Here is a 23,957-nt window from a genome sequence, read left to right as displayed (position 1 = left end):
CCGTCGCAACGTGGCCACAAAGCACCCATCGAGCTTGTCCGACAACGAGTCTTTCCCTGGGAAGGCGAGCGTGCCGGTCGCAGAATAGGCGGGCCGGGACTCCGTGCTCCCTTCCATAAAGAGACACAGTTTCAGGGTTGCAGGGGCGAGGCGGTGCCTTGCCCCTACATACAAATGATAACCAAATCAGCGGTCATCCTTGTTTCTTGTCGGCTTCCTATAGCCGTTATTGCGGCAAGTCATTTCAGGCGGTCAAAGAATACTGTTCTTCCAGGAAGCGGCGGGCCAATTCCTCCACGGAACGTTCGCTTTCCATAAACATATCCAACTGTCTCGTGAACTGAAGCAGGCGACCGAGTCGTTCCAGGCGCTCCAGAATTTTCTCGAGGGGATACTTTAGGACACGAGCCGTCACGCGATCCCCGACCACATCGACGCGAAAATCCATGTGTTCCAGAATGCGGCCGATGGTTCTCACACGTCGGTTTCGCCGAACCTCATCGGCCGCACCTCCCATGAAGGAAAAGGTGATGTAATTTTTGTGGGAATCTTGGCCGCTGTATGTGTCCACAATGCTGTAGTGATAACCGACCCGGGAACTGAAGTTCATGTATCGGTCCGCAATGATGGCATAGCTCTTGTCACCGAACCTTTCGGCGCCCAAACGAGGTGGCGAAAGCATCTGCTCGGTCATGACGGACAAAAAACCTTTGAGATGCACCGGCCTCGGCCCTTGTTCCTGCAGGGCTTCATGGGTCATGCCTTCCAGAAGCGCCCGCAAAGGGGCGCATGTCAAATGTTCCAGGTGCACTCGAGAGCCATGGGCGCCTACCGGCGCTAACCCTCCACCCAGGTCAATGACATAAAGATCGATGGGCAACCGAGCTTCCACCTTAACGGCTCGGCCTTCGCCCTCGGCAAAACTGTCGCTTAACCGAAACATTTCCTGGTAGGACATTTCATGGGCAAAGCGCATGACATCATGTAAGGTGCGGCATCCTTCCGGCCGAAAAGAGGCATCTCGAGGATCCACCAGGTTCAAAGGGACAATCCACCTGGCGACTCGGCTCAAGCTTTCATAAACAGGTGTTCCTTTCATGAACGGACGTCTTTCTTGAGACTCCCGGATCAGATCTTCTCGAACGCCGTCATAGATACGACGTCGCAAGGCATCCACTGTGACCATAAGGCCTGGTTTCAAAACACGCATCAGACCAGGAACCCCAAGAAGTGTTGGGACACCGAATTCTCTGGCCACGGAAGCCATGTGCCCCGTGATACTGCCGGCCTCCGTGACAATGGCCGCCGCTCGAGCCATCACGACCACATAGGATGGCGACGAATGCGCCGCCACAAGCACGCCGTTCTGAGGAAAGTCAGCCAAGTCTTCATCATTTCGAACCGTATACACCGTTCCGCACCCGACCCCCGGCACGGCCGTGGCGCCTCCGGCTGCAAGCACTCCAGGCTCATTCTCACCGGACTCTCCCTCCGCCGAAGCGCTTTCAACAGACTCCCAAAGAATCTGCAATGGACGGCTCTGAAGAATAAACAGCTCTCCCCTCCCGTCCACCGCCCACTCCACGTCCTGGGGGCCCCCAAAGTGTTTTTCCAACCGTGTGACAGCCTCGGCCAACCGTTGAATGGTCTCATCCGAAAGACACAATCGGTCTCTATCCGACTCTGGCACAGGAACCTCCCTCAGTCCCCCCTCCTCATTCATGACCAGGCGCACCGGCTTGAAGGACGGTTTTTTTTCTAAAATATGAAAACCTGGTTTCTTGGACACCCGCACCATATCGGGCGTCATCACGCCTTCCACCACGTAAGGACCTAAACCGTAAATTCCGGAAATCAACAATTCTTCAGGATTCGGGTCCAATGGATTCGTGGAATAGGCGACTCCGGCGGCTACAGAATCAACCATTTCCAACACCGTGACGCCCATGGCCGTGTCTTCGTCTCGAATCCCCTTCTGATACCGGTAGGCAATGGCTCGAGGCGTATAAAGGCTGGCCACGATAATCCGGTATGTATCCGCCAGCTTCGAACGCTCCACATTGAGAACGCTTACATACTGACCCGCAAAGGAAAGATCGCTGTCTTCCCCGATGGCGCTGCTACGCATAGCAACCCGCACATCCCATTTCAGCTCATCCCTTTGAGACACGTGGGTTGCCAGAGTATCGTAAGCTGACAGCAGAGCTTCCTGAAGTTCTCGAGGCACAGGGGTACGCAAGATCAGGTGCTGCACGGTTTCACTCAGTTCCTGCACAGAAGCCGGCGAGGACATGTCCGTTTCGTTTTTGTACTTTCGAATCCAATCTCGAAGATCCCCTTGATCCATAAACAATTGGAAAGCTCGAGTGGTGACGGCGAAACCTTCCGGTACACGAAGTCCTGCACGAGCTGTGATCTCACCAAGGTTGGCGCTCTTTCCTCCCACCCAGTCCACCATGCCCCGGTGCACTTTTTCCAACGGGATCACCAGTTCAGGACACTCTTCGGTTTTCTCCAGCTCCGACTCCAATTCCTTCACTATAGCCATTCGAATTTTTTCCAAAGCCTGTTCCAAAGCAGCGTATCGGTGAAAAGACAGAGCATTGAGAGCGCGCACCATACGCACCGCCTGAGACATGGCCAGGCTCGCCTTGGAGCGTACGTATCCCATGCCGAAGATGTGGTAACCTTGTAGTTTCTCGCTCATGTCTGCAATGATCTGAGCCAGATCCGTGTTGGACTGCAGCAGATCTTTGAAGTGGCTGTACTTGAAACGAAAAATGTCGGCAATGTGCTCTGGGTTTTGTTCTCGCTCCAAGCCTAATCGATTCTTGAGCCGTTGCCACAGATTCCTCATGAAGACCCTCCGAATGTTTGGTTCCCAGAGGCCACAAGGCGTCCTCGATGCAAAAGTCTGTAGCGCGTTGCCGGGCCTCGACCTGTTTTTTTGAGCAGCCCTTTGGCAACCAAGTCCTGCAAATCACTGAGCGCCGTCCGTGGAGCGATTCCACCTCCCACAATCTCCTGGTACTCGGCACGCGTCATATGGCCTCGCTCAAGAATGGCTTCCAGTGCTTTTCTCTGCCGCTCATTGATCTCCACCAGGGTGGAAGAAGGTCCACCCTTGGACGATGGCTTCGGTTCCTCTTTCTGTCCTTCGTCGAAACGGACCGCGCCCAATTCTCCCACATCCGTCGAGGCGCCCTTTGCACGTGCTTCCAAGACTCCCTTCAAAGTATCCACAGAGTCCGAGCCGTTCATCAAAGGATCCCGATCCAGTTCCAAATCAGAGGCATGAATCAAAGATCCTTCTGCCATGGTCACCGCTCGAGTGAGACGGTTTTCCAGCTCCCTCACATTGCCAGGCCAGGGATGCGCCATGAGTGCTTCCAAGGCTCCTTGGGTGAGGGACACGTTGGGACGTTTGAACTGACGCCCGGCTCTTGCCAAAAAATGCGCCGCCAAGAGCGGAATGTCTTCTCGGCGTTCCCTCAGGGGAGGGGTGTGCAATGTGAGCACATTGAGTCTGTAATAGAGATCTTCGCGAAAGAGACCTCGGCGTGTGAGATCCAACAGATCCTCATTGGTTGCGGCCACGAGCCGCACATCTACAGGGACTTCCCTGTCGCTCCCAAGAGGGCGCACTCGACGCTCGGCAATAACCCGCAAGAGAGCCTGCTGCACTTTGGGCGAAGCCGTGCCGATTTCGTCTAAGAAAAGTGTTCCGCCGTCGGCGGCCAAAAAGGCTCCTTTTCGATCGCCCTTGGCTTCGGAAAAGGCCCCTTTCACATGACCAAAAAGGGCGTCCAGAAGCAGGTTTTCATCCAAAGCGCCACAGTTGATGGCCACAAAAGGCTGGGAGGCTCGGCGACTGAGAGCATGAATGGCTTCAGCTGCCAGCTGCTTTCCGGTTCCGGTTTCTCCGACGATCAGGACATCCGCTTCGGCAACCGCGGCCCGAATGATGAATTCACGAAACCTTTGCATCGCCCTGGATTGGCCCACAAGCCTGGCCAAGGGTTCCGGAAGTTTTTCGCGCTCCACCCGAAGAACGTCGCATTCCTCCTCCAACGAGATCCTCTCCCGCATGATCATTTCCCGCAACTGCCTGTCTTGCATCTCCAAAGCCGCCATTTGTTCCTGAAGGCGCTGAATCAGTCCATTGACAGCTTCCTTGAGCATGGCCGTTTCAAGATCCTTGTCCGGAATCTCTATCGTTTCCAAGTGTCCGCTTTCCTGCAAGGCATTGACCGCGGCCGTCAATTGATACAAGGGCCGGGTGATCACACGGCTGATTCCCCACAAAAGCAGGACCACCAGCAAGGAACTCAAAAGGCTTATGATGAACATCACGTCCACTTGACGGTACCCTGCCATGGTTATGAGACGGCTTCGGTCCACAAAAACGACGGCGCCGTAGAGACTCGCCCCATCGGGCCCCCGCGAGAACAAGATCGGGGCATATCCGATGTAGACACGATCCACTTTGCTTTCCGAAGTCGGAGAAATCCGTCTCACCAAAACGCCGGACTTCCTTTCGCGAATATTCCCGACAATCTCCCAGTAATCCCGCTGGTCCACATTGGGGCGAAACGCAAAGGGAAGCCCAGGACGCCCGAAAGTTCCTGTGAGGCCGCTTCGCGCCGTATCGGTATTGAGGGCTTTGCCTGCATCGACCTCATCTTCTGATTGAAAAAGGATCCACCCCTGAGGATCCATGAAATAGAGGTAGCGCAACTCCGGACTGCGAACAAAGCCAAACAGCGGAGAACGCCTGGAATTGTAAAGCGAAAGAATATCCCTGTACTGCCGGGCGTCCATGGAGAGAAAGAAAAAACCTTCTTCACCCTGGCCGTCCCTCGATTCACTCCGGCTAATGAATCGAACCACATGGGTGGCCTTTCCATAAAAAACCGAACCATCCCTCGATCGATACCCCACATGGACTATCGAACTCACCCAGGGTCCAGCTTCGCCTTTCGAAGGGCCTTGGGTTTCCGCCGACGCTATCCCCACACCATCCCACAGGGAAGTCCCAGGTTCCAAGGAGACTCGCTCGAGGCCTTCTTCCGATTCCGCCAAGATCATGGCTTTGGATCCGCTTTTGTCCATGAAGCCCATTTCCACGTAACCCCACCCTCGCGCGGCCTTGAGATGGGCCCATTTTTTTCGCAATCCTTCCTCGGTCACCGGTCCGAGGGACAACTCCACAAGATCTTCTCGGCACCGAGACATCATGCTTTCGTACTCGTGCGCCACCGCTAAGGTCTGTAAAAGCACCGTGCGGCTAACCGATTCTTGAAGAAATTGACGCGAAAACCAGTGCGTCACGTATCCCGTCACGGCCAGAATCGTCACCACCGTAGGCACCAACGTGAGCCACAGTTTGGTGCGAATGCGTAAAGACCGAAAAGACCCAGTTACTGCAGAACCGTTAAGGTCGTGCTGGAGCCATTTGAGCTTCATGGACATATCGTCACCCTTGCCGTCGTCCATCCCTTGATACTGCCTTCAGCATTTTCCCCTAGGCAGGTTTTGTGCCAAGACAAAGCCTTCAAGGAGCGGGGCTCTTGGTCCACTTATCTCATTGTATGTATTGAATAAAAAGTTCTATCGAGCTTTCTTTTGATCGTGATCGGCTTGAATGCTGCTGTCAAGGGTTTTGTCAGTTCTGCGTGTCTAACAGTTTATCCATGTTATTCCAAGTAGTTGTTCAATATGGCATAGCGTCAGCAAACCATTGCGAGACACTTTCTCTGACCTTGATCGAAATGCGCGATTTTTTTTCTTGAAAAAATGTAAGCGGCTTCAAACTTAACTTTATAGGCTATCGCGCAATGCTCGCTCCAGAAACCGGCACGGCTTTTGATCCTTTTTCAGGCTGGCAAGACAGCCATAAGGACAAAAATTATCGATCCAAATAAGAGAGGCAGACGCACAGGGAAAAGGAAAGGAGGTGTGCAGATCAAAGGAACTCGATGACAAACATAAGACAGGACTTCAGCGGGATGGAATCAGAAATGGACAAAGGCAGAAGGCAGGAGGAACAAACCATGAGAAAGCTTGCAAAGAAAATTGCCGTCATGGTGGCAGGGTTCTTAAGTGTTGTACCGTCCTTGGCATGGGCTGCCGGAGGTGAAAAAGTCGCCCAGCTCATCGTGGTGGCCGACACACGTGTGCTTAACAACGCTTTCGTCAAGTACATCGCCGACCTTTACAACACCAATACGCTCCTTTTTGCGGTCTGGGCCGTGGTCTTGACTGCCTTGTATGGAACATTTCTTGGCTTCTTGATGGATTTTCTTATGGCCCGCACTGGCTTGGATCTTAAGAGCCGCAAAATTGTAGAGCACTAATCCACTTGAAAGGAGGATTCCCATGGATTGGTTGTATCTTTACATGCCCATTGCAGGAATGGACATTTTGTGGCCTGGCCTGGTTATTATCGGATTTTCCGTGGGCGTCATCGGCGGGTTTTTCGGCATGGGCGGCGCCTGGATGGTCACCCCAGGTTTAAACATTTTGGGATTTCCCATGGCCTTTGCCATCGGAACCGATATTGCTCATATCGCAGGAAAGTCCATGGTGTCCACCATGCGTCATTCCAAGTTCGGCAACGTAGACTACAAGCTTGGAATTGTCATGATCATAGGGACCATGGTGGGCATTGAATGCGGTGCCCAGCTTATCATGTATCTGGAGCGTTTAGGTGTCGTTGGTGGTGTGGTTCGTTGGGTTTACGTGGGTTTTCTCGCCCTTATCGCCTGGCTCGTGTTCTATGACTTTTATAAAGCGGAAAAGAAGAAAAGAGCCGGCATTGTGGATGGCGAAAAAGGCACGGAAGGTATCACCTGGTACAAGACGCTTCACAAGATTCGTATTCCTCCCATGGTCCATTTCAAGACGGCCGGGTTCACCTGTTCCGCTTGGCTTCCCATCATGGTGAGCTACGCCACGGGCGTCTTGGCCGGTTTCCTGGGCATCGGCGGCGGGTTGTTGAGAATGCCCGCTCTGGTGTATCTCATCGGTTGTCCGACGCATATCGCGGTGGGCACCGATCTTTTTGAAGTTATGATTTCAGGCCTCTACGGAGCTTTCACCTACAGCTTGAAGGGAAGAATCGAATTGGTGGCGGTCTTTGTGATGCTGACCGGAGCTGCCATTGGTGCTCAAATCGGCACCGTGGCCACGAAGTATGCCAAAGGTTACGGCATTCGCATCCTTTTCGGCGCTGCCGTGTTGGCCTGCATGGTCTCCATCATTCTGAAGCAGTACGGATTTTCGAACTCCGCTGCCGTGGTGGTCCTTGGAGCCATCAGTGTGATTTCGCTTTATATCTGTGTCATCATGTTCAGAGGAGCAGCTCAAGAGCTTCGGGAAAAGAGGGCTCGAGAAGCGGCAGCCCGACTACACTAGCTTGGCACATTCATGACCGGTGGCGCCAAAGCGCGGCCGGTCCATGAGGTTCCGGATCTCAACGATAAGTTCAAACAATAAGCTTTTGTGAGCTTGCGAGAGCCATGAGCCGGCCGATAGAGTCGATTGCGGCAAGCGACACATGAGTTCAAAAAACCCTAAAACTGGAGGTCTTTTCATGAAACGAATCCTGTTTGGCGCCCTTTTGGTCTTTGCGGCCTCACTTGTCATGACATCCGTCAGCCTGGCCGCAGAGGTCGCTCAAGGAAAAGTTCTCTCGGTGGACAAAGCCAACAACACGTTGACTATCGAGGAATTCGATACGCACAAGAGCCAGGAACATCCCTACGGCCGTCCCACGGGAGTGACGTCCGAGTATAAGATCGTGAAACAAACCCTTATCGGCATTCCACCACAACCCGGGGATGTGATACGTATCGCTTTTCGAACCCAAAACACAGAGCGCATCGCAGTACGCATTATGAATGTCTCCAAACAAGATCTAAAGAAAAAATAAAAATAACGGCCTTTTTGTGATTGTGAGCGGTGCTTCGGCGAACTCTTCTCGCGCCGAAGCCCGCTTTGCAAGGAGTGGAACAAAAAAAGGGAACTCCGTTCAGGACCGGGAGGTCGCCATGATAACGCGGAAAAGACTGATCGTTCTCCTTATGGATCTATTGCTTCTGGCAGAGCTGGCGGTAAGCATGTACTGGAGCGCGCCTTATGGAAAAGCCATGGCTAATGTATTTCTCAAAACCTACCTGCCCATGGCCTTTGTTACCGTGCTGACGGCTTGGATCCTTGTGCGGCGTCTGTCCGGAGTCAGTCTGACCGCACACGGAGAGAACTGACATGGCCTCTACCCATGGAGCCCAACCAACGGTATTTCAGAAGCTCGGCCTTGTGGTCGGGCTTATACTGATCCTGTGCGTCCTTGACGGTATTTTGGATATCCTTCGAACCCCGAAACGTGAGATTCGCCTGTACCCCGGCATGGAAAAACCTGTGGCGGGAAAGACGGAAGCGGCCATTCCCGATTTACGTTGGTTGACCTACGAAACCACGGCTCCTGGCGTTTCCCTTCAGTTTCTTGAAGCAACAGGCCGGCTCTGGCGAGCTCAGCTCACCGTGGAGCCGACAACCCCCGAGGGCTCCTATACCCTCCGCGTGTTCCTGCATGGAGAAAAACCTGAGGAAGCTGCCGAAAACCCTTTGTACTCCTTGCACGTTTTCGCCGATGCGCAGCTCTACCACGCTTCACAGCGATCCCTTGTGCAGCGTTACCTTGGTGTCAGCCCCTGGGTTGGGGCCGCCTGCGCTTTTCCGATTCTTGTGTTGTGCTTCTGGTTGTCCTATAAGGCTGGTGACAAGATGGACCAAGAGTTGCGGCGACAAGGCATGGCACCGGTTTATCGAACCCTTCAAAACAAGGACAAAACCATCACCGTTTTTTTCGGGCTGGGAAGCACCGACGGTCTGGCGCCGGGGGACACTGTAAAGATTGTTACCCATGATGGTCGAGTTTTGGGCACGGCCCAAGTGGAATCGGTCAGCCTCAACGACGCTCAAGCCCGGCTTCAGGAAACGCAGAGGCTGCCCGCCGTTGTCTACGTATCCCGTCTTTAGTTTTCCGGGTTCGTGAAACCCCTGCAAAGAGTTCCAGGAAGAGGAGCTTATGAAACTGGAAGAGATCATGACACGAAAGCTGGAGTCGATTTCATCCAACGCTACGGTCTACGAGGCTCTTGAGAAAATGGTCGACAAGCGCATTCGATCCCTGCTTGTGCGGGCCTCTCAGCCTTCGGAAACGGATGGGGTGGTCACGGCCCGGGATGTCGTCTTTAAGGTGCTGGCCAAAGGGCTGAATCCTATGACGGTTCGCGTGGGAGATATCGCGTGTCGGCCTCTGCGATGCGTGTCCAAGGATGAAAGCGTCCAGAATGTGGCGGCCCTTATGGAACAGGCCAATGTGGCTCGAGTCTTCGTCTGCGACCAGGGAAAGCTTGTGGGCGTCGTCGCCCTTATGGACATTATGCAGGCTGCGCTCATCGATAGGGCAAGGAACGCTCATGTTTAAGAAGTGGATGCGCGGAGACCGCAAAGAGGAAGCCGCTCTCACGGCCATGCACGAGCATCTGCGTCTCCTGTGCTCGGCCAATGGAGTCTTGGCCGATCTTATTCATCAAGGCGAAAAATCACGAGCCGAAACCATCTACGACCTGGAACGTGAAGGTGACATGGCCAGACGTCACGCTTTGTCCATCATCTTCGAAGGGGCTTTTCTACCCTATATTCGGCCAAATTTATGTCGTTTCGTGGAACTGGTGGACCAAGCTTTTGATACCGTGGAAGACACGGCACGGTATTTTGAACGCATCAATCTCCATGACTCCACTGCTGAAGAATGCCGTACCATCACCTCGCTTAACAAGGAAATGTGTGAAATCCTCAGCATCGCCTTTCAAAGGGCCGTCCAAGGCCAGGACATTCGCGAACAGGTCTTGGCCATTCGCATTTTGGAAAAACGCGTCGACGACCTAAAAGCGGAAATCTACCAAAAAATCCACAGTCTTCCTGTCTCCGAGTTTTGGCAGGGCAAGTTTTACGCCGACTTTCTTGAAAGCCTCACCACCTTTAGCGACCTCATTGAAGATGCCAGCGACGCCCTTTATGTGCTCACCGTGAGCTTCCGCTAGACAGGTTCTGAACAAGAGGGGCGGGAGTAATGTGGCGGATCTTCGGCGGGCTTTTTCTGGGATGGAGTCTGGGGGCGAATCATTGCGCCAATATTTTCGGAACCGCTGTGGCCAGTGGCCTTCTGCGCTTCTCCCAAGCCCTTTGGCTTACCGCGGCTTATGTGGTTTTGGGAGCGGTCGTGGAAGGAACCAAGTGCGTAAGCACTTATGCCAAGCTGGCCTATGTTCACGCCGACACCGCTTTCATTTTGACCAGCTCTACCGCCGTGACCATGACGGCGCTCACACGAGCAGGTGTCCCGGCTTCCACATCTCAAGCCCTTGTGGGGGCCATTCTCGGCTGGTCCCTTCTGAACTCGTCCCCTGATTTTTCTCAACTGACCAAAATTGTGATCTGCTGGACTCTCACCCCGCTTAGTGCCCTGATCGCCAGCAGCCTTTTGCATCGTGGCCTTGAAAAACTCGTGACGGTCCAGATCAAGTCTTTCTCGGCTCGAAACCGGTTCTATTTCGTGGCCGTGCTGGTAACCGGCTGTTACGCAGCCTACAGTTTGGGAGCCAACAGTGTGGCCAACGTCACAGGGGTCTATGTCACCTCGGGACTTCTGGACCTTCGTCTGGGGGCTCTGATCGGAGGTTTGAGCATTGCCTCAGGGGTCCTCACGTACAGCGGGCGTGTCATGATGACGGTGGGCAAAGGAATCGTGCCTTTGGATCCTTTTTCGGCCATGGTCGTGGTGTTTGCCGAAGCCGCCACCCTTCACCTGTTCACCCAGGTGGCGGTGCCCGTGTCGTCCTCCCAGGCCGTGGTGGGCGCTGTTGTGGGCATTGGGTTCGTCAAAGGACTTCAAACCATTAACAAAAGAGTGGTGCTCAAAATCGGTCTCGGATGGGTTCTGACGCCCATATGCGCCGGAATGCTCACTCTGGGACTCCATTCGCTCTTTCTTCTCGTGGGGGCCGATTCATTGCAAAGCTTTTTCGCGAAGGCATTTGCGTTCATAGGCCAGCTCAATCTTCGGTAAAAGCTCAGTCAGCTTACAGGGTTTCATGACGTAATCGAAAGCCCCCAATTCCATGCCCTGAAGTCCGGATTCCACCGAGGCATGTCCCGTGAGCAGAATAACTTCCACAAGAGGCCAGCGCTTTTTGATTTCCTGAAGCACCTCCAAACCGTCCATGCCGGGCATGCGCACATCCAAAATCACCACATCCACAGGGCGCTGCGAAAGAACTTCCAAGGCTTCCCGCCCCCCCGGAACCCCGACGACCTCCACTTGACGCTTTTCCAGACGTCGAACAAGGGTTTCCAGAAAATCGGCTTCGTCGTCCACGACCATCACTCGGTACGGTGGCCGATCCATAGAACCATACCTCCCTTCAACACGTTCTCTCTCCCTGACCGGCTTTTTTACATGGCAGGAGACGCCCCCGGAGCCTGCAAGGGCAGGGTGATGATAAAAACGGCGCCCCCTTGAGGGCTGTTGCGTGCTTCAATGCGACCTCCAAGTTTCGTCATGATGCTATGGCAGATACTCAACCCCAGGCCTGTTCCGCTGCCAAGCTTTTTGGTTGTGAAGAACGGATCGAAAATCTTGTCCAAAATTTCATCCGGAATACCCGGCCCCGTATCCCGAACTTCCACCATCACTTGTTGCAAAGGCTTTTCGAAGTGCGTTTTGATGAACACATGCCCGTCTTTTTGCACAGCATCAATGGCGTTATTGATGATGTTCAAAAGTACTTGCTGCACCTGAGCCCCGTCACTGATCACTTCCGGAAGACCTTCCTCCAGTTCCACATGCATTGTGATATTGCGATGCCGCGCTTCGTTCTCCAAAAAGGTCAGGGTTTCCTCCACAACTTTGTTCACATTGACGGGATGTCTCACGGGTTCCATGCGGCGTGCAAAACCAAGAAGCCGATGGGTCACGTTGCGGGCGCGATCCACATGGTGCTGTATCTTGGCGATGGCGGCTTCAAATTCTCTGAAATTCTCACTTTTCCTGAGATCTTCCTCTTCTAACAGATCCTGAATCCAACCTGCCTTTTCCTGAATGACAGCCAAAGGATTGTTGATTTCATGGGCGATGCCCGCCGCCAAACGACCCAAGGCAGCCATTTTGCTCGTCTGCATGAGGTCTGCATCCAGCAAAGCTTTTTGCCGGTCGGCTTCTTGAAGCTGCAAAATCATGAGGTTCACCACAAAAACGGCGCCGAGCACCACGGCAGCGACACCCGCCGCTAGAAGAATCAGAGCCAAAGATCGAGTCTGAAGGATGGGAAGATACTCTTCCTGAGGATCTTCCATGACGACCAGCATCCAGGGGACGCTCGTCAGCCATGTGGCCCCGACGATCATGGAACGCAGGCCGACGTCTTGGGTCATGATGCGGGTGCCGACGAACCGGGGCAGAGCGGGGATGCCCGGATTTGCCATAACAGGTCCCAGAAAGCGAGAGGAGGTCTGCAGCACGTTTTCTTCATTGAGCAGAAAAGCATCACCGTATTCTCCCGTTTGCGCCGCCTTGACCATGGATTCAAAAAGATCCGTGTTGATGGTTGCCCTGAGAATCCAAGACCTGTCGCCTTCGCGACGCAGGATCGCGATGACAAAATGGGGAAAGTTTCGTACCCCCAAGAAAACATCGCTGATATGAATCCCTCGAAGGCGCACCGATTGAAACCAATCGGAATCCTTGTAATTAACGCCTTTGAGGGAATACGGCCCCACATAGGCCACATGATGGCCTTGATCATCAATAACCCCTAAGTCCACATAATATTTGGAGCGGCGCTGCATGAGGTCAAAGATCTCGTTGAGTTTCTCCTGGGAGCTGATCTGGTCAAAGGTCTGGGTGTAAGCCACGGTGTAGAGTTGGGAAAGGCGTTCTTCAAAAAAAAGATCCAGGGCATGCCGACGATCATTCAACAAGCTTCCAAGGTTGTTTTCCACTCGAGTCCGATAGGCTCTGTCGAACTGATAGTAGAGGCTGATTCCCACAATAAAGAGCGGAATCAAGGAAAAGGCCAGCATTGAAGCCAAAAACTTTAGTCGAAGATTGGAATATTTATCTTCCATGGGCGTCTCATGAGTGCTCGAACAGGCAGATGAAAGTATCTTCGCCAATGTCCTTCCCGCCAAACCATGTTCCAGGCTGAACGGGAGGTGAAGACCGCCCTTCGGCGCAAGCCGCCTTCGCAGCTTGCGCCTTCCGTTCCATGATCTCGACAACGAGCTTTCGCAACCGCTGAAAAGCCTACCCCGGCAGAGCGGTAATCAAGGTCGGTGTCTTGACCATTTGATACAGTTGACGTTTGCACAGTCGATATCTGTCAAAATAGATATGAGCCACTTCCTTCATGAGAATGTAGCCGATGGATGGCGCCCATTGAATGATTTCTTCGAGACCCTTGACATTCACTTCGTAGAGTTCGGTGTCCTCCTGACATAGGGCCGTAAGGGTGTAGGCTTTGGTGGGCATGAGGGAGGCTACTCCAAAAAGTTCTCCGGGACCCCGTGTTTCAAAGGCGATGCCGACGGCATCCCCGGGCTGGAATTCCCGAAGGCTCACAAGGCCTTTTTGGACAATGAAAAATTTTTGGGCGGCATCCCCGTTTCGGTAAACCACATCGCCTTTTGTGTACTTTTTCTTTTCGGTCACCTGAGCGATCTTTTCCAGCTCGGCATCGCCGAAGACCAAGAAGAAACGGCAGGCCTTGAGTTCATCGACGCTCATCATACACAACTCTCCTTGTGCAAAAGACCCACAAACACCGTGCGCCGCTCGCCATTCGAGCAATCCTGTTTCAGAAGCTTGTCCCTACGGTCCCCAGCCCACAAAAGATGAAGGGCAGCCGGACTCGAAAGGAAAAAGCTTGGTTATCAATAAGGCAAGAATTGCACCAATCTTAAAAACAAGCCTGCCTCTGTGGAATGCCTTGAAGCATCGCCTTGCTTGTGCTTGAAGGCACACAGAATTTGACGGACTGTAAAAGAAGCTGACAGTTCCAGATTTTTCAAAGCCACGGGTCGACTCGATGTTGACAACCCCTTGAATTTCGACAAATCTGATGAAACCTTTTTTCGGTGTCTCGTAAAGCCTGAGGCGCTTTTCCGAACAGGCCCGTCCAGGGCCGACGTGAAGACGGGGGGAATATTCCATGCAAAGGCCTGGGGTGGAGCTTAAAGACCAATGGAAAAGGGTCGAGGCCGATCCTTCTTATCGTAATCTTGTGGAGCATCTTCCGGCGGTGGTCTATTGTGAGACCCAAAGTGAAAACGGCCGTTGTCTTTACATCAGTCCGCAGCTGGAACGGATCTTCACCGCTTCTCGCGGGTCCAATGAGGATGATTTTTGGCATGCATGTGTGCATCCGGAAGACAGGGAAAAGGTCTTAGCCGAACGGCGTCGAGCTTTGGAAAAAGCCGAGCCCCTGTGCTGTGAATACCGTCTCGTCACTTCGGACGGTCAGGTTCGCTGGGTCTTGGACCAGGCGAGCGTCGTGCATGCCAAGAACGGCACGCGAGAGCTTCACGGCATGCTTCAAGATATTACCGAAAGAAAGGCTCTGGAACAGGCGCTATCCGCACGGGATACAATCCTTCAGGCTGTCGCCTATGCCGCCGAATACTTTCTTCTCCATTCACGAACCGAGGTTCCCCTGGAAAAAGTTCTGGGTCGACTGGGAGAAGCCGCTCAAGTGAGCCGGGTTTATATCTTTGAAAATCACCGCGCCTCGAACGGCACTTTGCTGACCAGCCAGCGTTATGAATGGACGGCTGAAGGAATTTCTTCGCAAAAAGGAAATCCCGACCTGGAAAATTTTCCTATGGTTGAAGCAGATTTTGGACGGTGGCTTGAGGTGTTCCTAAAAGGAGAACCCATTTACGGCCTTGTCGAGGATTTTCCTGCTTCCGAACGCCCTGTTCTTGAAGCTCAAGACATTCTTTCCCTGGTGGCGGCACCCATCTTTTTGGACGGAACCCTCTGGGGTTTCATCGGCTTTGACGATTGTGTCACACGCAGGCATTGGACCACCGTGGAAATCGACGCCCTGAAGACGGCGGCACATCTGGTAGGGGCCATGCTTCAGAAACAGCATTCCGAGCAAATCCTGGATCAGGCTGCCCGGCGCTTGGAAGAAGAAGTGGCCGCAAAAACAGCCGAACTTAAGGAAGCTAACGCTCGGCTGCACGAAGAGCTTCAGCGACGTCATGAGGCTCAAGCTCAGCTGGCGGAATCGGAGCGGCGCTACCGGGAGCTGTATGAGCGAAGCCGAGACGGGTACGTTCGCACGGATTTTCAAGGTGTCATTTTAGAATGTAACCGGCCTTTTGCTGTCATGTTGGGTTACGACGATCCTAGTGAAATCGCGGGGGTGGCTTGCGGGGACATGACCCCACCTCATCGGTTTGATGCTATGACGCGAGCCATGCGTCGACAACTCTTTGATCGAGGGTTTTCGGACAAATTTGAAAAGCAGCTGATTCGAAAGGACGGTACCCTCTTGGACGTGGAAGTCCGCATGTATCTTCATCATGGTCCCGACGGCACCCCGGATTCCATCTGGACTTTTGTTCAAGATATAAGTGATCGAAAACTTGCGGAGCAGGAGCGGCTTCGAGCGCAAAAGTTGGAATCACTAGGGCTTCTTGCGGGAGGAATCGCCCATGATTTCAACAATATTCTTACTGGCATTTTGGGGCATATTTCTCTTATCAAACACGCCTTAAAGAACGGAGCTGTCGTCGGTGATCGTCTGGATCACGTGGAAAAAGCTTGCCTCAGAGCCCAGGAACTCACCCGTCAGCTGCTCACTTTTGCAAAGGGTGGAGCTCCTATCAAGAAAACGGGCTCCTTGCAGGACCTCATTCGAGACTGCACGGAATTTTCCCTTCGGGGCACCACCTCCAAGTCCTGTTTTGATCTTCCCGAAGATTTGTGGCTTGTGGACTACGATCCCGCCCAAATCAGCCAAGTCATGCAAAATCTGGTCATTAACGCTCATCAGGCCATGCCTCAAGGAGGCACCGTGGCCGTCAAGGCCCGCAACGTTTTTGTGGAGGAAGGCGGTGATGCCACTCTGGCTTCCGGCCGCTATGTGGCCGTGTGCGTTGAGGATCAGGGTATCGGCATTCCCGAAGAGCATTTGGATAAGATCTTCGATCCCTATTTCACCACCAAAAAGGAAGGCAGCGGCTTAGGGCTTTCGACAGCTTATTCCATCGTCAAAAGACATGACGGCCACATGACCGTACGCTCCAGGGTCGGCCAGGGAACCAGCGTGACCTTTTACCTTCCGGCCTCCTCAACCGAGACCGACCAGGCTCAAGCTTTTATGGAGGAGGAACCTTTTCGAGCAACAGGGCGCGTTCTTGTCATGGATGATGATCCCCTCGTGCGGGATGTGCTCTCGGCCATGTTGCAACAACTGGGATTGACCAGTGAGACCACGGAGGAAGGGGCCCAGGCCATTTTGTGCTACAAAAAGGCTTTGGAAGCAGGAAAACCTTTCGACGCCGTCATCTTGGATCTGACAGTGCCTGGAGGTGTGGGCGGTCGGGACGTTATCGAAAAGTTGCGTGCCCTGGATCCTCAAGTGCGCGCCGTCGCCTCCAGCGGGTATTCCAACGACCCGGTCATGTCTCAACCCCAAGCCTATGGGTTTCAGGCCGGCATCGCCAAACCTTACTGCATGGAGGATCTGCAAGCGGTGCTGCGCAAGGTGCTGCCCACAAGCACCGTGACGAAGTTTCTTGGGAATTCTAAGGGCTCTTAAATGAAGGCGCCGTTCCCACCAGCTAAAAGTCCTGACGCTTCAGAGGGCGGCACCCGTTAGGACGCCACGGTGGCTTCGACCCGAATGCCGTATTTTTCCATGCGCGCCAAGAGGGTCGGCCGAGAAATGCCCAAAAGTTTGGCAGCATGGGTTCGGTTTCCTTTGGTCACTTCCAAAGCTACCCGAATGACTCGGGCGCTGAAATCATCGACAAGAGAATCGAAAAGCCTTTCGGAAACATCCTTTCCCAAGTGTTGAAGAATCCATTGATCCAGCACGGAAGCCGTTTCATCGAAATCTTTGGCCTTTTTTTCCGACTCCTCCCCGTTGGATTCCCCACCCACCACACGCTGAACATCGGCACGTTCCAGAGGAAAACCTCGATTGAAAATAAGAGCCTTGCGAATGACGTTGGCCAACTGACGAACATTGCCCGGCCAGTCCATGGCCATCAAACATTCCAGGGCGTCTTGGGTGATCCCGGGATTAGGAACCCCCATCTCGGCGGCGCAACGGCTGAGGAAATACTCTGTCAGAAGAGGAATATCCTCCCTTCGGTCACGCAAAGGAGGCAGGGTCAAGGTCACCACATTGAGTCGGTAAAAAAGATCGTCACGAAAGCGCCCTTCAGCCACCGCATCTTCCAGGTTTCGGTTGGTGGCCGCGATAATGCGGACATCCACGGCGATGGGACGTTTGCCCCCTAACCTTTCAATGCTGCGTTCCTGAAGCAGCCTCAAAAGCTTAGCCTGAATGCTTATCGGCATGTCGCCGATTTCGTCCAAAAACAAGGTGCCTCGATGAGCTTGTTCCACCTTGCCCATTCGGCGAGTGACCGCGCCGGTAAAGGCCCCTTTTTCGTATCCGAAAAGTTCGCTTTCAAGAAGCGTTTCAGGAATGGCCACACAGTTGATGACCAAAAAAGGCCCATGGGATCGATGGCTGTGCTGGTAGATGGCTCGAGCCACCAACTCCTTGCCCGTCCCCGATTCTCCACGGATGAGCACGGTGGCATCGGTTCCTGCCACACGCCCGATGGCTTTGTAGACTTCCTGCATGGCTCGGCTTCGGCCGATGAGAGCGTCTTCTTGCGGCGATTCAGGCTGAGCGTCCAAAGCCACCTTGCTGCGCATGAACCGACCTGCTTTGATGGCTTGCGAAACCAAGTCCAGCAAGGCGGGAATGTCAAAGGGCTTCAGGACGTAATCAAAAGCGCCCATTTTGGTGGCTTCGATAGCCGTTTCCGTGGTGCCGTAAGCGGTCATGACGATTACGGGCAATTTGGGGTCCACCGCTTTCATGGCCTTAAAGGTTTCCAGACCCGACATGCCGGGCAGACGCACATCTAAGACCACCAGATCCGGCACACGTTCCTTGACGGCGGCCAGACCTGCTTCCCCTGATCCGGCCATGCGCACCTCATGGCCTTCGGCTCGTAAAATCTTTCCAAAACTTTGCCGCAGCTGCGGGTCATCATCCACAATCAGGATCTCAGCCACAGCCCCCGCTCCTCGCAGGGCAGCCCGACCACGAAAGTGGTCCCCTGCCCTACCTTGGAATGGACATGAATCCATCCCTTGTGATCCTGAAGGATCCTTCTGGCAATGGCCAGCCCCAATCCGGATCCCTCTTCCTTGGTGCTGAAGAAAGGCTCAAAGATCTTGTCCTTGATTTCCTCCGGTATACCGGGTCCATTGTCTTTTATGCGCACAAGAACCACAAACCCCTGATCCCCTATCATGCCGGACTCTTCGACAATGCGTATCTGCCCACCTTCTCCCATGGCTTCGCAGGCATTCAAGATCAGGTTCACCAAAACCTCCTTCATCTGGTCAGGATCCAGCATGGCCAAAGGAAGCCTTCCTTTTCGATCCACCTCGATGCGCACGCCGTAAGATTCCAATCGATGTTTGAGAAGTTGTAGAGTCGTATCCACTACGTCGGAAAGGCTCATGGGCTGCATCCTGAGTTTCGGCGGGCGGCTGAATTCCAAAAAATTGGCCACAATGGTGTCGATATGGCCGATTTCTTCCGAAATCACTTCAAAGTCTTCGCGTTGCATTGGAGTCAAATTGAGGCTCCTTTCCAGGGAGAAAAGGCGCATTTTCACGGAGGTGAGAGGATTGCGAATACTGTGGGCCACACTGGCGGCAAGCTTTCCTACCATGGCCAGTTTTTCTGACTGTATCAAATGTTCCCGACTTTCCTCCAATTCCTCATGGGCCCGGTCCACATCCTCCAGCAAACTGTGCATGCGCCGACTCAGGGCTTTCACTTCGTCTCGAGCCTCTTCCTCCGGAACCGAAAGACCTTCCTTTTCCTGAACAAAAGCCAAACGCCGAATGGGTTCCAGAATCTGGCCCCATAGAACCACAGCCAATCCGATGCCCATGAGCAGGACCAAAGGCAAAGCCACCCAAGCCAGCGTGGTCAGGCTTCGAGCTTTACGTTCAGACAACTGCTGGTGACGGTCGATTTGAGCCTCCTGCAGGCTTTTGAACTTCTCGGTGAGCTCATAGATGCCGTGAAACTGATCCCGCACCGTCCAGTGCTGTCGGGCTCCCTCCTCCTTGCGTCCATCCTTGTAGAGTTGAATGACCTGATCCCTGGCCGTTTCAAAGCGCTCATAAGCCTTGCCGATCTCATCCAGAATGCGCCGGCCTTCATCCATCCGTGTGCGCTCTTGGGCCACTTCCAACCAGTGATGAAACGCCCTCTGATGTTCCCTCAGCCGCGTCAACCATTGTTTGTCACCCGTCAGATAATAATAGGTGACGTAACCTTTCTGCATTACCAAGGCGCTGTTCAATTTTTCCGCCGCAAGAAGCGCCTGAAGATCTCTTTTTACCACGGATTCGGACATCTCCAAAGTCTGGGACGTTGTCCAGATGGTCATCAGCGCTCCAGCGCAGTTGACACCCATCAAGGCGACAAGAAGGATAAAGATTCGAGATCTCAGGGTCAAAGAGGGAAGCCTAGGCATGTCCTCCGGGCCTTTCTATAAAAGCCTAAAATGCCTTCGCCGACACCGGGCTGCACATCAAAAAAAGAGGGCTTGCAATCCCAAAGGCTCACAGCCTCCCTCTTTTTTGGACTCTGAATCCTAAGGGTCTTTTCGAGAACGACAAAGACCGATCCATCTCATCCCATTTTGTCGGAGCGAGGCGGCGCCCCGCCCCTACGCCGCAAGACCTTTGTTTTTCTGGGAGCTCGGGCCTTTACCTGCTTTTACGGGATGCCCCAGCTCCCAGGGATAAATTCTCGGTCACCTTCGTAGGAGCGAACCCATGTGTCCGCCCCTAGCTGTTCAGGCACGACAATCCTATGGGGCGGACACACAGGTCCGCCCCTACAAACGGGGTACCGGCAGAAGCCTCCAAGCTTGCGTGCCACTGAAAAAAGGCCATGGCTTTTCCTGGAAAATTGATTCCCGCCACGCTCATGATGCGGGCGGGACGCCAGCGCTTGCAGAGACAAATCCGTTCTTGGACAGCCTTCTAAGGCCTAATGTCAATGCTCGGATACATCCCTTTCATATCACCTTCCGGGTAAGGCTGAATAATGTTGAACACGATGTTCTGGCCTTTTTGCGCATGCCCCATGTGTCGGCTACCATCAAAGTAGGCACCGTTTTCTTCCAGAATGTGCTCGATACGATGCTGAAAGGCTCGAACAAAAGCCGATCCGTTGCCCCGAAAGGTCATACCCTCTCGCCTCAGCTCCCCTTCCAGCGTCACCAACTCATCCACGGAAACACTGTTCTCTTCAAGATCCCGAGCCGTACGAACATGTCCCCACACCACATGGCGCGGCGGGATCACCACCTCCTCTTCCACGTCAATGATCGTATGGGGCATCACGATGGACTCCTCCCCAATGACCAAAGGAGCCCTCTGAGAAGAACGAACAAAAGCATTAAAGCCCACAAAGACCTTGCGCCCCAAACGCGCTCCTATGATTTTTCCGCCGTGGGCCGTCACGTTGAACCCTTCCAGATGCGCATCGACGATGTAGCAGTTTTCCTGGGCATTGGAGCCCGGCCCCATCCAGGCGTTCATCAGGTAGGCTCTTTGGGCCACCAACACATTTTCCCCAATAGTGCTTGCCCCTTTTACCACCGCGTACCGACTTACAGACGCTCCCGTGGGAACTTCCACACCGAGGCTGCAGGTGACCGAATCAAAAACGCATTGAAATTCCTCTTTACGCCCTTCCACAAAATCCATGAGTTCCCCTGTCGGTACAGCCCCTGGCTCCACCCAAATGTAACGCTCCAGCACGCTTTTCGGAAACCGATAGAGAAATTCAAAGGCTCCGTCTGAGCGAATCCACACGGTGCCTGCCTCCACCTTTGTGTGGGACAATTCTCCCGTCTGCACGTAAGAAAACGCACCCAAGACGGAATCGTGGACCGTTGTGAGATCCACGGTGGCAAACGGTCCTAGAAAACACCCTTCCGTAGGTGCTCCGTGAATGTTGGCGTAGTGCATGGCCACGCTGTTTCGAATGCCAAACTCCTCAGGGTTTTCCGGATCGTGGGAATGATTGTGCACCAAGGTCTTGATGAGAAAACTGTCTTTGACGGTGATAACTTCATCGTCGTGCAGAGGAATTTGGATGCCTCGATAATAAAAAACATCTCCTTCACGCTTCAGCTCGTCACCGCGAAGATCGCTCTTATACAACACAGAATGGTCCACGTTGCAGCGCCCAAGAAAATAGCTTCCAGCCAGGCTGGAATGTTTAAACACGAAGTGCAACGGATGATGGGGCGTCAGCCCATAGAAGGCATAAAACTTGGTGAATTGCTCCAGAGGAATGAGATGGCGTACATAAGGCCCCACATCAAAGGCAGGTTCCCTGAGGTTGATATTCACACGGTCAATGATACGGTCAATGAGTTTTTCCAGTTGCCTCATAGATCATTTACTCCCTTGCAAGTCAGGAAAAGAAAAAACCCAAGGTCTTAGCCTTGGGTCTGCCTTTTTGCGCAATCAGCCCTTAAGAGTCACGGGCATGCCCATGACGGGCCAAATAAATGCTACAAAAAGACCTAACACCACCATGAGCAGGATACTTGCCGGGATCCCATAACCAAAGAACTCACCAGCGGTGAACTGCTTGGACTCATAGGCGATGGCATTAGGGGCCGCACCCACTAAAAGAAGGAATGGCATGCCGGCTGTGACCAAGGAGGAAAAGAAGACCACTTCGCCTGCCACGCCAAGATACGGAGCGATCACCAGAGCCACAGGAAGCGAGATGGCGATGGCGGCCACGTTCATGATGAAATTGGTCATCACCAACACAAAGAAAGCCATACTGATGACGAAGACAAACCAATTTGCCTTTTGAAACAGGGTGAGCCAATTGACAGCAAGCCACTTGGCCGCACCGGTTTCCCAGAGGCAAAAACCGATGCTCATGGCCCCGGCAAAGAGAAGAATCACGTTCCACGAGATCTCTTCAAGATCCTTGATGTCCAAGATGCCGGTAACGAAAAACAAAATAGTGGAACAAAGAATGATGGCCGTCTTGTTCAAGTCTTTCAATGCAGGAATGAAGGACTGCAGGCTCATCAAAAGAATCACGGAGGCCACAATGATCAAGGCTAAAATTTCATTTTTGGTCATGGGACCTTGTTGGGAGGCTAAAACCTTGGCTTTTTCCCTGAGCCCTGGAATCACCTTTTTCTCCGGAGGGCACAGCACAATGAAAAATCCCCAAAGCAGAAAGACCATCAACCAACCAATGGGGAACATGTAGTAGGTGAGCTCAAAAAATCCCACATTTTTCTGTGTGATCTCATTGAAAAAACCGATGGCCACAGCACCTCTGGCCGCACCCAGCAACGTAATAACGCTTCCAGCCCCCGCCACATAGGCCATGCCCATGAACAAGGCCTTGCCAAACTTCGTCCGGCCGTTGTCTTCTCCGTATAAGGAATGAATGGACATCAGAAGTGGAAACATTGTGGCAGCCACAGCTGTATGGGCCATGATGTGGGTCAGCGCCGCCGTCAAGACATAAGAGCCCAGAAGAATGTTGTTGGTTTTTTCTCCTACAATGACGAGCATCTTATAGGCAAGCCGCCTGGCAAGGCCGGTCTTTGTGAACACCAAACCGATCACCACCGAACCGAAGATAAAGAGCACGGAAGGGTCCATAAAATCTTTAAAGGCGCTTTTGGCCGGCCGCACCATGAAAAGAGTTTGAAGAACACCGATAAGCAAGCTGGTAACGCCAATGGGGACAACCTCAAAGACCCACCAAGTGCCTGCCCACAGGAATACGGCCAACGCCCCCTTGGCTTCCCGGGACAGAGGAAAATGCACTCCCATGGGATCGACGGCGTCGGCCCATGGGGGAGAGAAGTAAACGATAAAAAACAAGAAAGGACCTAGCAGCATAAGACAAAGTCGCTTCCAGTTTATACGATTTTCCAAGGCAACGGCCACATCATGCATGCTCATCCTCCACTATGTTCCTCAAGCGCTTAAAGTTCACAGGCCTTGATCCGTTGACTGATTTCCACATAGACGTCAGTTAAGCGCAAGATGCCCACGATTGCCTCCCCGCGCTTCACCAAAAGAGACTGATGCGGCCCAAGAACCAATTGGCGTATCGCCTCGTTTAAGCTGGCCGTCTCTTCCACAATCTCCCCCTGGGTAGGACTGTGCATCATGTCTTTGACGCGAATGCGTGCCGCTTTCTTGCACAGATCATCCAATGGGTTTTCCAGCAAAGAAAGTTCCTTGGTGATGATCCTGACCACATCAGGCCCCAGTCCGAAGCGCCCCAAAAGCCCCACATCCCCGAACTTCTTGAATTTTGGCTCCAAAGCTCGAAGCACATCCAACTGACTCACTTTTCCCACCACCTTGCCCGAAGCATTGCACACCAACACGGCTCGATGCTTGTACTCCCGAAAGTGGGGCCTCTTTTGAGCCTCCTCCAAAGCCAGCACCGCTTCGTAAAGTGTGGCGTCCTCGGATACCGTGCCGTATTCCTCGATAGGGACCATGAGATCCTTAACCGTATCCTTACTCACAGCAACGCCCC

General features: G+C 53.3%; 19 protein-coding genes. 9 read left to right on the top strand and 10 right to left on the bottom strand.

What is annotated here, in order from left to right; translation table 11 throughout:
- Window positions 1-244: 244 nt before the first annotated feature.
- Window positions 245-2,857, bottom strand: coding sequence for a PEP/pyruvate-binding domain-containing protein (locus WHS46_01350; protein ID MEJ5347322.1), 2,613 nt, complete (start codon window positions 2,855-2,857; stop codon window positions 245-247).
- Window positions 2,854-5,496 (bottom strand): sigma 54-interacting transcriptional regulator, encoded by a 2,643-nt coding sequence (locus WHS46_01345; protein ID MEJ5347321.1) that lies wholly within the window; start codon window positions 5,494-5,496, stop codon window positions 2,854-2,856. Before WHS46_01345 ends, WHS46_01350 begins: the two co-directional genes overlap by 4 nt.
- Window positions 5,497-6,053: 557 nt before the next feature.
- Between WHS46_01345 and WHS46_01340 the strand changes: the two genes are divergently transcribed.
- The 8 genes from WHS46_01340 (at window position 6,054) to WHS46_01305 (ending at window position 11,137) form a co-directional block, all read left to right on the top strand.
- Window positions 6,054-6,356, top strand: a complete 303-nt coding sequence (locus tag WHS46_01340) for a DVU0150 family protein (GenBank protein MEJ5347320.1) — start codon at window positions 6,054-6,056, stop codon at window positions 6,354-6,356.
- A 22-nt stretch (window positions 6,357-6,378) separates the two neighbouring features.
- Window positions 6,379-7,416, top strand: coding sequence for a sulfite exporter TauE/SafE family protein (locus WHS46_01335; protein MEJ5347319.1), 1,038 nt, complete (start codon window positions 6,379-6,381; stop codon window positions 7,414-7,416).
- A gap of 178 nt (window positions 7,417-7,594) precedes the next feature.
- A complete protein-coding gene (locus tag WHS46_01330) occupies window positions 7,595-7,933 on the top strand; it encodes a hypothetical protein (protein MEJ5347318.1) in 339 nt (112 codons plus the stop codon).
- 118 nt (window positions 7,934-8,051) lie between these two features.
- Window positions 8,052-8,267 carry a hypothetical protein gene (locus WHS46_01325; protein MEJ5347317.1) on the top strand — a complete coding sequence of 72 codons (216 nt, stop codon included), beginning with the start codon at window positions 8,052-8,054 and terminating at the stop codon, window positions 8,265-8,267.
- 1 nt (window position 8,268) lies between these two features.
- On the top strand, window positions 8,269-9,042 hold the full coding sequence (locus tag WHS46_01320) for a hypothetical protein (protein ID MEJ5347316.1): 774 nt from the start codon (window positions 8,269-8,271) through the stop codon (window positions 9,040-9,042).
- Between the two features lie 49 nt (window positions 9,043-9,091).
- Window positions 9,092-9,493 carry a CBS domain-containing protein gene (locus tag WHS46_01315; protein ID MEJ5347315.1) on the top strand — a complete coding sequence of 134 codons (402 nt, stop codon included), beginning with the start codon at window positions 9,092-9,094 and terminating at the stop codon, window positions 9,491-9,493.
- Window positions 9,486-10,112 carry a DUF47 family protein gene (locus WHS46_01310; protein MEJ5347314.1) on the top strand — a complete coding sequence of 209 codons (627 nt, stop codon included), beginning with the start codon at window positions 9,486-9,488 and terminating at the stop codon, window positions 10,110-10,112. The genes WHS46_01315 and WHS46_01310 overlap by 8 nt, the downstream gene beginning before the upstream one ends.
- Before the next feature lie 29 nt (window positions 10,113-10,141).
- Window positions 10,142-11,137 carry an inorganic phosphate transporter gene (locus WHS46_01305; protein MEJ5347313.1) on the top strand — a complete coding sequence of 332 codons (996 nt, stop codon included), beginning with the start codon at window positions 10,142-10,144 and terminating at the stop codon, window positions 11,135-11,137.
- On the opposite strand, the gene WHS46_01300 is transcribed toward WHS46_01305, so the two are convergent.
- The 3 genes from WHS46_01300 to WHS46_01290 all read right to left on the bottom strand — a co-directional run bounded on the left by WHS46_01300 (window position 11,078) and on the right by WHS46_01290 (window position 13,855).
- Window positions 11,078-11,476 (bottom strand): response regulator, encoded by a 399-nt coding sequence (locus WHS46_01300; GenBank protein MEJ5347312.1) that lies wholly within the window; start codon window positions 11,474-11,476, stop codon window positions 11,078-11,080. The two genes, WHS46_01305 and WHS46_01300, sit on opposite strands and share 60 nt — an antisense overlap.
- A gap of 47 nt (window positions 11,477-11,523) precedes the next feature.
- Window positions 11,524-13,194, bottom strand: a complete 1,671-nt coding sequence (locus WHS46_01295) for an ATP-binding protein (protein ID MEJ5347311.1) — start codon at window positions 13,192-13,194, stop codon at window positions 11,524-11,526.
- A gap of 178 nt (window positions 13,195-13,372) precedes the next feature.
- Entirely contained in the window at window positions 13,373-13,855 is a 483-nt protein-coding gene (locus WHS46_01290) for a cyclic nucleotide-binding domain-containing protein (GenBank protein MEJ5347310.1), read from the bottom strand.
- 421 nt (window positions 13,856-14,276) lie between these two features.
- On the opposite strand from WHS46_01290, the gene WHS46_01285 reads away from it, so the two are divergent.
- On the top strand, window positions 14,277-16,895 hold the full coding sequence (locus WHS46_01285) for a PAS domain S-box protein (GenBank protein ID MEJ5347309.1): 2,619 nt from the start codon (window positions 14,277-14,279) through the stop codon (window positions 16,893-16,895).
- A gap of 56 nt (window positions 16,896-16,951) precedes the next feature.
- Here WHS46_01285 and WHS46_01280 read toward each other — a convergent pair whose 3' ends face one another.
- The 5 genes from WHS46_01280 to WHS46_01260 all read right to left on the bottom strand — a co-directional run bounded on the left by WHS46_01280 (window position 16,952) and on the right by WHS46_01260 (window position 23,946).
- Window positions 16,952-18,394, bottom strand: a complete 1,443-nt coding sequence (locus WHS46_01280; GenBank protein ID MEJ5347308.1) for a sigma-54 dependent transcriptional regulator — start codon at window positions 18,392-18,394, stop codon at window positions 16,952-16,954.
- On the bottom strand, window positions 18,379-19,878 hold the full coding sequence (locus WHS46_01275; GenBank protein ID MEJ5347307.1) for an ATP-binding protein: 1,500 nt from the start codon (window positions 19,876-19,878) through the stop codon (window positions 18,379-18,381). The genes WHS46_01280 and WHS46_01275 overlap by 16 nt, the downstream gene beginning before the upstream one ends.
- A 514-nt stretch (window positions 19,879-20,392) precedes the next feature.
- Window positions 20,393-21,814, bottom strand: a complete 1,422-nt coding sequence (locus tag WHS46_01270; protein MEJ5347306.1) for a hypothetical protein — start codon at window positions 21,812-21,814, stop codon at window positions 20,393-20,395.
- Between the two features lie 75 nt (window positions 21,815-21,889).
- A complete protein-coding gene (locus WHS46_01265; protein ID MEJ5347305.1) occupies window positions 21,890-23,368 on the bottom strand; it encodes an SLC13 family permease in 1,479 nt (492 codons plus the stop codon).
- A gap of 23 nt (window positions 23,369-23,391) precedes the next feature.
- A complete protein-coding gene (locus WHS46_01260; protein ID MEJ5347304.1) occupies window positions 23,392-23,946 on the bottom strand; it encodes a CBS domain-containing protein in 555 nt (184 codons plus the stop codon).
- Between the last annotated feature and the right edge of the window lie 11 nt (window positions 23,947-23,957).

Origin of the sequence: Desulfosoma sp., assembly GCA_037481875.1 — a bacterium.
Lineage (GTDB): Bacteria > Desulfobacterota > Syntrophobacteria > Syntrophobacterales > DSM-9756 > Desulfosoma.
Note: the sequence above shows the minus strand (reverse complement) of the source record. Positions and strands in the feature narration are given on the sequence as shown.